The organism is Streptomyces sp. NPDC050287 (assembly GCF_044459385.1).
Lineage (GTDB): Bacteria > Actinomycetota > Actinomycetes > Streptomycetales > Streptomycetaceae > Streptomyces.
Window position 1 is genome coordinate 943,165 of the sequence record NZ_JBITIY010000001.1, and the last position, 12,673, is coordinate 955,837.

The 12,673-nt window shown below is 72.7% G+C and carries 11 protein-coding genes; 7 read left to right on the top strand and 4 right to left on the bottom strand.

Annotation, left to right across the window (positions count from 1 at the left end; genetic code table 11):
* Nucleotides 1-188 precede the first annotated feature (188 nt).
* From ACIBK3_RS04180 to ACIBK3_RS04195, 4 genes are all read left to right on the top strand, one after another.
* Nucleotides 189-734 carry a toxin gene (locus ACIBK3_RS04180; protein ID WP_399361650.1) on the top strand — a complete coding sequence of 182 codons (546 nt, stop codon included), beginning with the start codon at nt 189-191 and terminating at the stop codon, nt 732-734.
* Nucleotides 731-1,924 carry an MAB_1171c family putative transporter gene (locus tag ACIBK3_RS04185; protein ID WP_399361652.1) on the top strand — a complete coding sequence of 398 codons (1,194 nt, stop codon included), beginning with the start codon at nt 731-733 and terminating at the stop codon, nt 1,922-1,924. Before ACIBK3_RS04180 ends, ACIBK3_RS04185 begins: the two co-directional genes overlap by 4 nt.
* Nucleotides 1,925-2,107: 183 nt before the next feature.
* On the top strand, nt 2,108-3,286 hold the full coding sequence (locus ACIBK3_RS04190) for an MAB_1171c family putative transporter (protein ID WP_399361654.1): 1,179 nt from the start codon (nt 2,108-2,110) through the stop codon (nt 3,284-3,286).
* A gap of 14 nt (nt 3,287-3,300) precedes the next feature.
* The gene (locus ACIBK3_RS04195) at nt 3,301-4,698 is read left to right on the top strand and encodes an NAD(P)/FAD-dependent oxidoreductase (protein WP_399361656.1); all 1,398 of its coding nucleotides are present in this window, start codon (nt 3,301-3,303) and stop codon (nt 4,696-4,698) included.
* Between the two features lie 84 nt (nt 4,699-4,782).
* On the opposite strand, the gene ACIBK3_RS04200 is transcribed toward ACIBK3_RS04195, so the two are convergent.
* Both ACIBK3_RS04200 and ACIBK3_RS04205 read right to left on the bottom strand, forming a co-directional pair.
* Nucleotides 4,783-5,631, bottom strand: a complete 849-nt coding sequence (locus ACIBK3_RS04200; protein WP_399361657.1) for an SMP-30/gluconolactonase/LRE family protein — start codon at nt 5,629-5,631, stop codon at nt 4,783-4,785.
* The gene (locus ACIBK3_RS04205; RefSeq protein ID WP_399361659.1) at nt 5,628-6,401 is read right to left on the bottom strand and encodes an IclR family transcriptional regulator; all 774 of its coding nucleotides are present in this window, start codon (nt 6,399-6,401) and stop codon (nt 5,628-5,630) included. The genes ACIBK3_RS04200 and ACIBK3_RS04205 overlap by 4 nt, the downstream gene beginning before the upstream one ends.
* A gap of 246 nt (nt 6,402-6,647) precedes the next feature.
* Here ACIBK3_RS04205 and ACIBK3_RS04210 point away from each other — a divergent pair, with 246 nt between their 5' ends.
* On the top strand, nt 6,648-8,543 hold the full coding sequence (locus ACIBK3_RS04210; protein WP_399361661.1) for a hypothetical protein: 1,896 nt from the start codon (nt 6,648-6,650) through the stop codon (nt 8,541-8,543).
* Nucleotides 8,544-8,625: 82 nt separating this feature from the next.
* On the opposite strand, the gene ACIBK3_RS04215 is transcribed toward ACIBK3_RS04210, so the two are convergent.
* Nucleotides 8,626-9,882: a helix-turn-helix domain-containing protein gene (locus tag ACIBK3_RS04215; RefSeq protein ID WP_399361663.1), complete on the bottom strand. Its 1,257-nt coding sequence runs from the start codon at nt 9,880-9,882 to the stop codon at nt 8,626-8,628.
* Between the two features lie 3 nt (nt 9,883-9,885).
* Entirely contained in the window at nt 9,886-10,038 is a 153-nt protein-coding gene (locus tag ACIBK3_RS04220) for a hypothetical protein (protein WP_399361665.1), read from the bottom strand.
* A gap of 175 nt (nt 10,039-10,213) precedes the next feature.
* On the opposite strand from ACIBK3_RS04220, the gene ACIBK3_RS04225 reads away from it, so the two are divergent.
* Together ACIBK3_RS04225 and ACIBK3_RS04230 are read left to right on the top strand one after the other, a co-directional pair.
* Nucleotides 10,214-11,203, top strand: coding sequence for a DUF3068 domain-containing protein (locus ACIBK3_RS04225; protein ID WP_399361667.1), 990 nt, complete (start codon nt 10,214-10,216; stop codon nt 11,201-11,203).
* Nucleotides 11,204-11,398: 195 nt separating this feature from the next.
* Nucleotides 11,399-12,586 (top strand): glycosyltransferase family 4 protein, encoded by a 1,188-nt coding sequence (locus tag ACIBK3_RS04230; protein WP_399361669.1) that lies wholly within the window; start codon nt 11,399-11,401, stop codon nt 12,584-12,586.
* The last annotated feature ends 87 nt before the right edge of the window (nt 12,587-12,673 follow it).

Sequence of the window (12,673 nt, forward strand, 5' to 3'; positions counted from 1 at the left end):
CGCGGGGTGGTGGGATGGGCGACCCCGACACCACCGACCTGCTGCGGGAGATCGGGGCCGTCTCGCGGGCACTGCGGCGGACCGAGGTGATCGACGCGGTGCGCGCCCGGGCGGCGGTCGCGGCCGTGGCCGCCCCGGTGGCCGGTCCGGCCGCCGTCGCGCCGGAGGTGAGGTAACTGAAGGAACGAATGGCCCGGCATCTGGCGGCGGTGCGCGGCAAGAAGGAGATGCGCCGGCTGGCCGCCGTGCTCATCGGACCCCTGCGGGCCCCGGTCCCCGCGGACCCGGAGGCCCTGTTCGACGCGCTCGTCGACTCCGTCAGCCGGTGGCGGGGCCGGGAGGTCGTGGTGCGCCGGGAGGTGTTCCCGCCGCACACCGCGAGCGGACTGTGGCTGGAGGGCGACACCCAGGACATCGTCGTCGTCGACCGGCGGGCCGCCGTCTGGCATCAGATCGTGATCTTCTGTCATGAGGTGTGGCACATGCATCAGCAGGGCGTGGACCGTCCTCCCACCAGCATCGAAAGTCCCTTGCGGCCGGTCGCCGCGCGGACCGACTTCAGCCTGGACGACGAGCAGGAGGCCGACCGGTTCGGCATGCTGATGAGCGGCCGGCTGCGGCCCTGGCTGGAGGCCCCGGCGGACGGCGGCGGCCCGGCGTCGGGCGAGGGCCCCCAGGACGACATCGCCGGACGCATCGGCGCCGCGCTCAACTACCGCGGGCCCCGAAGATGAACGGCCTGATCAACTACGTGAGTTGTGGCCTGCTGTGGCTCGGCCTCGTGGTGCGGGCCCCCGACCTGGTACGGCACCGCGGCGACCCCTACCTGCGGGCGATCTGTGCCGTCCTGGGCTTGGCCGGAGTCTGCTTCTTCCTCGGGGCCGAGCCGACGGTCGCCGCCGTCAACCACCTCAGCGGCATCCCCAACCTGGCCGCCCCGCTGACGTACGCGTCGATCACCGCGTACAGCGCCGCCTCCCAGGTACTGATCGTGTACTGGAGGGGCGGACCGCACGTACACCGCACCACGCGCCGCTGGATCGTGGCGTACGCCTTCGTGCTGCTCGGCATCGCGGTCACCTTCGCCCTGGGCGACGCGCCCGTGGAGCGCCGCACCGACCTGGACACCTACTACGCGACCACCCCGTTCATCGCCGAGATGATCGTGCTGTACCTGGCCGGTCATCTCGCCGCCGTCAGCGTCACCACGGTGTCCTCGCTGCGGTGGGCCCGCGAGGTACGCGGCTGGCTCCGGGCCGGACTGGTGGTGCTGGGCTTCGGGACGCTGTGCAACGCCGGGTACAGCATCTCCAAACTCGCGGCCGTGGTGGCCCGTTGGTCCGGCCACGACTGGTCGGGACTGAGTACGACCGTCTCGCCGGCCGCCGCCGGCGTGGCCGCCCTGATGACGGTCATGGGCATCCTGATCCCGCTGATCGGGCCCCGGGCGACCCAGTGGCGGCGGGCCCGGCGGGACTTCGCCCGGCTGGAGCCGCTGGAACGGGAACTGGACGAGTTCCTCACCCGGCGCTCGCTGCGGCTGCCCCGGCCCCGCTGGGCCTCCCCCGGCACCCGGCTGGTGTGGCGGCAGACCAGCATCCACAACGCCCTCGGCAGCCTGGACTCCTTCTTCGACCCCGACCTGTACGAGCGGACCCTGGAGGCCGCGGCCCGGGAGAGCGGCGACCCGGAGCGGGCCGAGGCGACCGCGTGGGCCGCCGTCATCGCCGCGGCGGCCGTGGAGGAACGCGACCGGCGCAGCCCCGTCCGGAACCGCCTCGTACCGTCGGACGGGACGGAACGCCTCCAGGACCGGACCCCCGCCCCCGGCACCCTCGTGGGCATCGCCGACGCGCTGACCGCCTCCCCGCTCGTCGCCGCCGCCCGCGTCCGCGCCGGCACGACCCGGACGGGTACGGCATGAACAGCCGTATGGGCGCGGCAGGAGTGTCCGTGTGGGCGCGACATGGAAATCCGAACGGGTGGGTGCGGCCTGTACAACTGGACGTGTACGGCGTGAACATCCGGACAGATACGGCATGAACAAGGTGCCCGCGGCGCACCGTCCCCCCACCGCCGCACGATCGTCCGAACGGAGTTCCCGGGCATGAGCCTCGTCGTGTATCTGGCGGCCGCGGTCTTCGGACTGACCTGCGCGGTCCTCTTCCGCCGACGGCCGCCCACCGCCCCGCGCGACCCGCTGACCGTGTCCACCTGCGCGGCCATCGTGCTCGGCTCCCTCGTCTTCGTCTGCGCGGCGCCGGTCACCCTGGCCGCCGTCAACGACCTCACCGGCATCCCCAACTTCGGCGCCCCGCTCACCTACGGCGTGCTCTCTGCGTACAGCTGCTCCCTGCTCGTCCTGCTGATCAACTGGCGGGGCGGTTCCCCGGAGCGGATCCGGCGCCTGACGCTGCGGGCCGTCGCCGCGTACGGCGTGCTGATCGCCGCCATCGTCGCGCTGTTCACGCTGGCGGACGCGCACGTCGAGCGGCTCACCGACCTCGACACCTACTACGCGAACACGCCGTACATGCGCGAGATGATCGTGCTCTATCTGCTGGGGCACACCGCGGCGATGGGCGCGACGTGCGTGGTGTGCGTCAAGTGGGGGCGCGAGGTCACCGGGCTGCTGCGGGCCGGGCTGTGGCTGATCCTGGCGGGCGCGCTGCTGGACCTGGTGGGTTTCCAGGCGGCCAAGTACACGGCGGTCGTGGCCCGTTGGGCCGGCCACGACCTCGACGTGCTGTCCACCGAGGTGGCCCCGCCGATGGCCTCGCTGGCCGCGCTGCTGTTCTCCGCCGGGTTCGTGCTGCCGAGGCTGCTGCCGCCGGCGCTCGCCCACTGGCACAGTGTCGAGGACTACCGCAGGCTGGGCCCGCTGTGGTCCCGGGTGTGCTTCGCCTCCACCGCGCCGAAGCCGCCGAGCGCCTGGTGGCAGTCGCCCGTGGACCGGCTGCGCTGGCGTGAAGTGTCCATCCACGACGCCCTGTTGGCGCTCGCCCCGTACTTCGACGACCGGATCCGCGACCAGGCCCTGGACAGCGCCCTGCGTGCGGGCCGCGACCCGCACGAGGCCCGCCTCGCGGCCGAGGCGGCCATGGTGAGCGACGCCGCGCGCCGCGCCGCCGCCGGTCGGCCGCCGCTGGTCACACCGAGCGCGTACCGGCTGTACGCGACCGAAGTCCCGGGCACCGGCGGGCTGGTGGAACTGGCACAGACGCTCGCGCGTTCGACGCACGTCACCGTCTTAGCCGAAGGTACGGTGAGGGCCACCCCTGGCTGAACTAGAGGAGCTCCATGACGCGCAGAGCTGTCGTCATCGGTGCCGGCCTGGCCGGCATGCTGGCCGCGGCGGCGCTGTCCGGTGCCGCGGACGAAGTGATCGTGCTGGACCGCGACGACCTGCCCGACGGACCCGACCACCGCAAGGGCCTCCCCCAGGGGCGGCACGCGCACCTGCTGATGGCGGGCGGTCTGGCCGCCATGGAGGACCTGGTGCCCGGCGTGAGCATGCGCCGGCATCTGCTCGACGCGGGCGCTCACGACATACCTCTCGGCTCCGGCATGGTGGCGCTCACCCCGGAGGGCTGGTTCCGCCGCTGGCGGCACGAAGGCCCCCATATGCTCGCGTGCAGCCGGGCGTTGCTGGACTGGGCGGTCCGCAGAGCCGTGCTGGACCACACCGGGGTCGAGTTGCGCAAGGCACAGGTCCTCGAACTCACCGGCCGCAGCGGGCAGGTCACCGGCGTACGACTGTCAACTCCGGGCGGCAGCACGGACCTTCAGGCCGATTTCGTCGTCGACGCCAGTGGGCGCGGCTCACGGGTCACGCACTGGCTGGAGCGCCTCGGGGTCACCGGCATCCCCGAGCGGACCGTGGACGCCGGGCTCGTCAACGCCACCCGCGTCTACCGGGTGCCCGAGGGCGCCGAACGGTTCCCGCTGACCGTCGTACAGGCCGATCCGTACGCGAACCGGCCGGGGCGCAGCGGGATGGTGCTGCCCATCGAGGGCGGCCGGTGGATGGTCAGCCTCGCCGGCACCCGGGGCGGTGAGCCGCCGTCCGACCCGGAGGGCTTCCTGCGCTACACCCTCGGCCTGCCGCACCCCATCGTCGGGCAGCTCATCTCCGGTGCGGAGCCACTGACCGACGTACACATCAGCCGCAGCACGCACAACGCCCGGCGGTACCTCGAGAAGGTACGCGACTGGCCCGAGGGTTTCGTCGTCCTGGGCGACGCGCTGGCCACGTACAACCCGGCGTACGGGCAGGGCATGTCGGTGGCCGCGCTCGGCGCGCGGTTCCTGGGCGAGGAGGTCCGGCGCGGCGGGCTGGGGGCGGCCGGGCTGGCGCGGCGGGTGCAGCGAGGGGCGGCGCGGTCTGTGGACGCGGCGTGGGCGATGGCGGTGGGGCAGGACATCTGGTACCCGGAGACGCGGGGCGGGCGGCCGAACGCGGCGGACCGGTTGGTGACCCGGTACTCACGGCGGCTGACGAAGGCGGCCACGGGGTCGTACCGGGCGGCTTCGGCGCTGTGGGACGTGACCAGTCTTACGGCGGGTCCGGAGCGGCTGCTGCATCCGGCGACGTTGCTGGCGGTGCTGAACGGGGCGCTGCTGCCGCGGTTGGAGGGGCCGCCGTTGACCGCGGAGGAGTGGGGGGTGCTGCGGGGGCTGGAGCGGGCGGCCGTCTGAGTACGGGCCGACGTGGGGGCGGGGGACCCCCGTCGCCCACCCTCCCCCAGCACCCCGGCGGCACTACTGCCCGCGGTTGCGCCGCTAACCGGCGAACGCCGGCTGCGTCAATCCCTTCCCGGCCCCCCGCACCACCAGCAACGACCCCGCCACCGGATCCGGCGAGGAAAGACCCACCCGGGCCGTGGTGACGTACAGGTCCGCCAGGTCGGCGCCCCCGAACGCGCAGGCCGTCACCCGAGGTGTCGGCAGCTCGACGACCCTGTCCAGCTCGCCGCCGGGCGTGTAGCGGCGCACCGCCGCCCCGTCCCACAGCGCCACCCACACGCAGCCGTCGGCGTCGACGGTGAGGCCGTCGGGGAAGCCGGCGCCGTCCTCGATCTCGACCAGCGGACGCCGGTTGAGGGGCCGGCCGTTCTCGAAGTCGAAGACGTCGACCCGGCGGGTCGGGGAGTCGATGTAGTACATCAGGCGGCCGTCGGGGCTCCAGCCCGTGCCGTTGCTGACCGCCACGTCGTCGAGGACGGTCTCGGCCGTGCCGTCGCCGGTGATCCGGGACAGCGTGCCGCCGCCGGGTGCCTCGTCGTAACGCATGGTGCCTGCCCACAGGGAGCCGTCGGGGGCGACGGCGGCGTCGTTGGCGCGGCGGCCGGGGACCGGGTCGTGGTGCAGCCAGCGGAAGGTGTCGTCGGGGTCGAGCAGGCCGACGCCGTCCCGGAGGTTGAGGACGAGGCCGCCGCCCGCGCGCGGCTTGACCGCGCCGACGTGCTGCTCGGTGGTGCGGGTCGTCCGACGGCCGGAGCCCGGGTCGTACGTGTGGATCCGCGAGCCGAGGATGTCGATCCAGAGCAGCCGGCCGGCCGCCGCGTCCCAGGTGGGGCCCTCGCCGAGGGTCGCCTCCGCCCGTACCGCCACCTCGTAGGTGTACGTCATGCCACGCTCCGGTATCCGAGACGCTCCGACAGTTCGGCGGCACCCTTGGCGGCGAGCTGCTCCAGCTCGACGCGGCGCTCGTCGCTCCAGCGGATCATGGGCACCGAGATGGACAGCGCGGCGACGACCCGGCCGGTGCGGTCCTGCACGGGCGCGGCCACGCAGGAGACGTCCGGGTTGGACTCGCGGTTCTCCACCGCTGTCCCGCGCCGCCGGATCTCGGCCAGGGCCTCGCGCAGGGCGTCCGGATCGGTGATGCTGTTGGGTGTCATCGCGATCAGGTCGGCGCCGTCCGGGATGCGCGAGGTGAGCTCGTGGTCGGGCAGGGAGGCCAGCAGCATCTTGCCGACGGAGGTGCAGTGGGCGGGCAGCCGGCGCCCGGCCGCGGAGACCATCCGTACGGCGTGTGTGGAGTCGACCTTGGCGATGTAGATGACGTCGGTGCCCTCGAGGATCGCCACGTGCACGGTCTCGTCGCAGGTCTCGGCGACGGAGCGGGCGACGTGCTGGCCCTCGGCGGCGAGGTCGAGCTGCTCGGAGTACCGGCTGCCCAGCTGGTAGGGGCGTACCCCGAGCCGGTAGCGGCCGGGCTGGCCGGGCACCTGCACGATGTACGACCGGGCGGCGAGCGTGGTGACCAGCTCGTGCACGGTGGTGCGCGGCAGCTGCAGCCGGCGCACGATGTCGGGGGCGGACAGTGTTCCGTCCCCGTCGAGAAAGAGCTCGAGAATGTCGAGAGCCCGGGTCACGGCAGGTACCAAGCGTCCCACGACCGGCCCCCTCCCTTTGCGGCTAAGGCGTCTGCGTTCGAAATTTCAACAGACGATCGGCATGACGAACACAGGCTAGTCATAGAGCGTTTGCCCGGGCAATGGGCATGCGCCGTCACTTCCGCCTCACAGGTACAACCTTTTCTCCGCTCCGGGGTCTTACCCGTGAAGAAACGGTGACGGTTTTTGATCACCTGAGCTCCTTGGGGGAGCCGGCCGAGCCGTCGAGCTATGGAGTGGTTGATCATGCGGGATTCTCTTGAGTTACGCCGTGTCCGTCTGAGACGTGGTGCGGCGACGGTCGCCCTGCTGGCGCTGGGCGCCGGGGGCAGTTGGGCGGCGGTGCCCGCGGCGGCCGCCGGCACAGCGGCGGCGGGCGACGCGTGCGTGCCGACGGCGGGCTTCACGGGCTGCCGGTTGTTCGACTTCACGGGAGACAAGGCCGCCTTCCAGGTCCCGTCCGGCGTGCACACGCTGGACGTGCGGGCGTGGGGGCAGGGCGGGTGGGGCGGCCACAGCGTGAGCGGCGGTGCGGGCGGGTACACCGCGGGCACGCTGAAGGTCACGCCCGGTGAGCCGCTGTCCGTCGCGGTCGGCGGATACTACTACGGGAAGTCGTTCGGCGACGCGCTCGGCGGTGCCGCCGGTGGCGGCGATGCCAAGCCCGGCGGCAACAGCAGCGCCATCCGTACCAGCGGCGGCGAGGCACTCGTCATCGCCGGCGGCGGAGGCGGCTCCGGCGGCAGCCTGGGCCCGGGTTGGGGCGGTGCCGCCGGTGGCGACGAGGGTCAGGACGGCTCCGAGTCGGGCTTCGGCGGCAAGGGTGCCGACAAGGGCACCGGTGGCGCGGGGGCCGGCAACGGCGCGGCGGGGGCCGACGCCACCGCGGGTGGCCGCGGCGGTGACGGCGGCAAGGCCGGTAACGGCGGTGGCGGCGGCGGTGCCGGCTATGCGGGCGGCGGTGGCGGGGCCGGCTCGGAGGACTTCAAGGCCAGCGGCAGCGGCGGCGGCGGCACCGGCTACACCAGCCCCGACCGGGTGACCGACGCGCGGATGGTCAGCGGTGTCCGTAGCGCGCCTCCCGCGAAGGACGACCCGTTCTGGTCGGGACCGCCGGAGCCGGAGACCCAGGGGGTGGCCGAGGGCGGCGGCAACCTCATCGGCGGCAACGGCCGCGTGGTCATCCAGTGGAAGGGTGCCGTCGCGCCCGCGACACTGAGCCCGGCCTCCGCGGCGGAGCAGTCCGTCGAGCCGGGTTACGAGGTCCCGCCGACTGCCGCGGTGGTCCGGGACAAGGACGGCGACCCGGTCGAGGGTGTCTCGGTGAAGTTCGCGATCGACGACCCCCTGAAGCGGGACCTGACCTTCGGCGAGCGCGAGAACAGGACGTCCGTCGTGCTGGCGACCGACGCCCAGGGCCGCGTGCAGACGCCCACCATCTACACCGGCGGCCAGAAGGGCGACTTCACCATCCACGCGACGGCGCCGGGCGGTCTCTCGACGGACTTCGTCGTCCACGTGCGGAACCTGGCGAACGAGGTGAAGGTCCTCGCGGGCGACAAGCAGCAGGCCGAGCCCGGTCAGCCCTTCCCCGAGGTGCTCCAGGCCCTGGTGACCGACGAGGGCAAGCCGGCCGCCGGTGTGAAGGTGAACTTCCTCGTCCACGGCAGCAGCGCGGGGCTCCCCGAGTTCGAGGGCAAGTACGCGGGCGCCCGGGAGACGGCCGACGCCGAGGGCAAGGTCAGCTCGCGGGAACTGGTCGCCGGTGACGAACTCGGCACGTACACCGTCACCGCGTCCGTCGACGGCGGCGCGTCCGCCACCTTCACCGTCGAGGTCGTCGAGAAGGTCGAGACCGACCCGTCCGCGTCCCCCAGCCCCACCCCCAGTCCGTCCGGCTCCGCCGACGGCGTCACGGGCGGCACGAGCGACGGCAACGGTTCCGGCGGCACCGACACTGACGGTTCCGGTACCGGCGGCTCCGGCAACGACAACACCTCGCCGCTCTCGGGCGGCCTGGCGAGCACCGGCGCGGGCGGCATCGGCCTGATGCTGGGCGCGGCGGCGGCCCTCGCGGCGCTGGGTGTCGCGGCGGTCCGTCTCTCGCCCCGGCTGCGGGTGAGGCTCCAGAACCGCCGGTGATCATCCGAGCCGGGCGGTCTTACGGCGGCCGGGGTGCGGGGCACGTGTCCTTCATGGGTACGCGCCCCGCGCCCCGGTCGTCTCACGTTCCTCCCCGCCCCCGCGTCTCCCCCAAAGTCCCCCGCAACCGCTGTGCCCGCAGCACCAGTTCGAGTTCGAAGCGGCGGTCCGGGTCGTCGATCTCGGCGCCCCACAGCTCGCGGATCTGCCGGAGCCGGTAGCGGACGGTCTGCGGGTGGACGCCCAGCCGGGCCGCCACCTCGGGCGCGCCGCCCCGGGTCTCCAGCCAGGCCAGCAACGTCTCCGCGAGGCGCCGGCCGTGGGTGGGGCCGCAGTGGGTCAGGGGCGCGAGGCAGCGCAGGGCGAGGTCGTCGATGAGTTCCTCGGGCTGGAGCAGGACGAGCGCCTCGGTGTGCTCGGTGCAGTGGAGGACCTCGCCCGCCGGAAGCAGTCCCCGTTCCATCAGCCCTACGGCCGCCTCGGCCCAGCGCAGCGACTTGCCGGCGTCGGCGAGCGGGACCGGCGGGCCGATCGCCCCGGCCCAGCCGGTCAGGGCGCGGTGCAGCAGTTCGGGGCGGCCGGCGGCGTCCGGCTCGGGCACGACCATCCGGGGCTGCTCGTACTCCATGTCGAGCAGGACGCCCTGCCCGACCGCGGGTGCCACCGCCTCCCGTGCCGGGCGCAGCAGGACGCCGACCGCGACCTTCTCGGGCAGCGGCCAGCCGATCCGGGCGGCCCGTTCGGTGAGGGCGTCGGCCGGGTCGCCGCGGTGGTGCTCGGCGAAGATGAGTTCCATCAGGCGGCGCTGGAGCCGTAAGCGTTCCCCGGCCTGTCTGGCCGCCGCCTCCGCGTAGCCGCGTACGGACTGGTCGACGAGGCCGTCCAGGTACTCGTAGCCCGCGTCCACGAGCTCGTACATCGCGGGCGGCGGGATCTCGACGCGCTGGCCGATGTCGGCGAAACGGCGCCAGGCCAGCCGTACGCCCATGCGGTAGATCGCCTGGAGCGAGTCGAGACTGCGGCCGCCCAGGCCCTCGCCGCGGCCGAACTCCTGGAAGACGCCCGGCGGTACGGTCGGGCGGCCCGACGAGTAGTCGGAGTTCTCCAGGTGCTGGACGAAGACCTCGATGGCGCGTCGGATGCCGACCAGGGCCATGGGTTCGCCGGACTCGTCGAGGACGACGGGCAGATGCGGGTACTCGCGGCGGATCTCGCGCAGGATCTCGTCGGCGAGTTCGGGTGCCTCGGCCATGGCGATCGCCGCGAACTGGCGTACCTGGAGACGAGGGACGTCGTGCCAGGCCGAGCGGGTGGTGACGGTTGCCGGGCGGGCGGGCACGGGTCAACTCCCCTGGCCTGCTTGCTCGTACGTGATCAAGGGTGTGTTGGGCTGGTCGGGCGTGGCCTCGAGCAGCGCGACGACGCCGAGTGCGGCGCCCACGGCGAGGGCGGCGGCGAGCACGACGGTCAGTGCGGCGGCGAACAGTCTGGACATCGCAGGGTCAGCCTCTCTGTCCGGCCTGAAATCCGGACGTCGTACCCACCCGGCGTCCCACCCTGCCTGAAGGCCCCAGTGTCGACAGGAGATTGACACTCCGTCAAGAGGCGCCTACGGTCCTCGGCCCATAGAGCGGCCCGAACTCCTCATCCCACCCCCCTGGAGTAGCCGGATGCGCCGTAATGCCTCACCACTTTCCCTGATCCTGCTCGGCCTCGGTACGTTTCTGCTGGTACTGGCGCCCCTGCTCGCCTGGTACGTCGAGCCGCGCGCGGCCGTGAACCCCGTCGACATCGACACCACCGCCGTCTACAAGGGCACCGGCAGCGTCTTCGACACCGAGGAGCTGGAGACCGTGTCCGACCAGCGGATCACCGTCACCCAGCGGGTGCGCGGCAACGTGGCCGAAAGCGAGCGCAGCGGCCGGGCCGCCGTGTGGGACGTGACGACCACGGTCGACACCGACGCCTCGTTGCCGGCCGCCGACCCGCACGACGCGCTGGAGTTCATCCCGCACCGCTGGGTCATGGACCGCAAGACCACCAAGCCCGTGCACTGCTGCGGGGAGAAGCCCTACATCGAGGGCGAGGCCTATCTGAAGTTCCCCTTCGACGTGCACAAACGCTCGTACCAGTGGTGGGACAACTCCCTGGGATCCACGGTCACCTTGCGCTACGGCGGTACCAAGAAGGTCCAGGGGTACACGGGTTACCGGTTCACCGGGACGGTCGCGCCGGCGAAGGTCGGCACCCGGCTGGTGCCGGGCAGCATCGTCGACCAGCCGAACCGGCCGCAGGTGCTGGCGGAGGAGTGGTACTCCAACCACGGCATCGAGCTCGTCGTCGACCAGGCCACCGGCCGGGTGATCTACGCACAGGTCGGCCCGAAGCGCACGCTGCGGGCGCCCGGCGCGAAGAAGGACGCGGTGGTCCTGCTGGACAGCCGGAAGATCGCCTTCACCACCGGCACGCAGAAGGACGCGGTGCGGCAGGCCGAGCGGGACAGCGGCCAACTGCGCCTGCTGGGCGAGACCTTGCCGATCGGTGCCGCTGTGACCGGATTCGTCCTGGCGGCCGTGGGAGGCGTTTTGGTGCTTCGGGGACGCAAGCGCCCTGATTCCCCGGAAACTCCCGAGATGCACCGAGTTCCCGTCACGATGTGACGTGACGTCAGCTCTAATAAAGCCGGAAATTGTCACCTGCGTGAGTAGCCGTGACGAACGGGTGGGCGAAAACTGTCCACCCCACCCGAGCACAGACCGTCCACACCCACCACGCAGAAACCTCGGAAACCCCCCACAGGAACACACCCTCACCCCCACGCTGAGTTCCGCACCCTGAGACGAGTTGGAGCACCCATGCCCCAGCACGTGCCGTCCTCGCTGCACCCTCCGGTTGCCCGGATGGCGCAGCACCCCTCGGCGCTCCCCCCACCCCCACGCCGAGTCGTTTTCCTCGCCCATCGAGATCTGCACAACCCGGCCGCCGGCGGCTCGGAGCTGCTGGTCGACAAGCTCGCCGACGGTCTGACCCGGCTCGGTCACCAGGTGACCCTGCTGTGCGGAGGGCCGGCCTCCTCTCTCGGCTCCGCCCGAGCGGGAGGGGCCCCCGTCCGCGACTACCGGGTCGTGTCGGCGGGCGGCGAGTTCGGTCACTATCTGCGCGCCCGTTCCGCCTTCGCCCGTCAGGTCGGCGAGACCGACCTGCTGGTCGAGGTCTGCGACGGGATGCCGTATCTGGCGCCCCTGTGGCATCGCGGCCCCACGCTGTGCCTGGTCAACCACGTCCACACCGATCTGTGGAAGATGCGCTTCGGAGGGCCGCTGGCCCCGGCCGCCCGGATCGGCCGAAGACTCGAACACTGGGCCCTGGCCGGGGCCGCCCAGCACCGCGGTCTGCTGGTCGCCGTCTCCCCGTCCACGGCCCACGCGCTGCGCGCGATCGGCGTCCAACGCGACCGTATCCGGGTCGTGCACAACGGCGTGGAGGAGCCGGGCCCGCGCGCCGAACGCTCCCCCGAGCCCCTGTTCGTCGCGGTGGGCCGGCTCGTCGAGTACAAACGGATCGATCTGCTGCTCCGGCTCTGGGAGCGGGTGCGGCCGGTCACCGGCGGCCGGCTGGTGATCGTCGGCGACGGCCCCGAGCGGGAGCGCCTCGAGCAACTGGCCGGTCCCGGTGTGGAGTTCGCCGGTCATGTCTCCGAGGCGGAGAAGCACCGCCTGCTGTGCGCGGCCTGGCTGCTGCTGCATCCCTCCGCGGTGGAGGGCTGGGGTCTGGTGGTCACCGAGGCCGCCGCGCGCGAGACCCCGTCGATCGCCTTCGACGTACCCGGTCTGCGTGACTCGGTCGTGGACGGTGAGACCGGTGTTCTCGCGGCCGGCGAGTCCTCGTTCGCGGCGGCCTGGTGCACGCTTGCCCTGTCCGGGCACCGGCGGGAGTTGATGGGCAAGGCTGCCCGGGACCGGGCGGCGCGGTATCGGTGGGACCGGACGGTACGGCAGTTCCGGGCGGTGGCCGCGGAAGCGGTGCGGGGTTGGGTGCCGTGACGCCTATACGCCGTGGGGGTCAGGCCGTCTCGCGGGTAGCGGCCGCTTGTGGCTTGTCGCGCAGTTCCCCGCGCCCCTTCAGGGGCG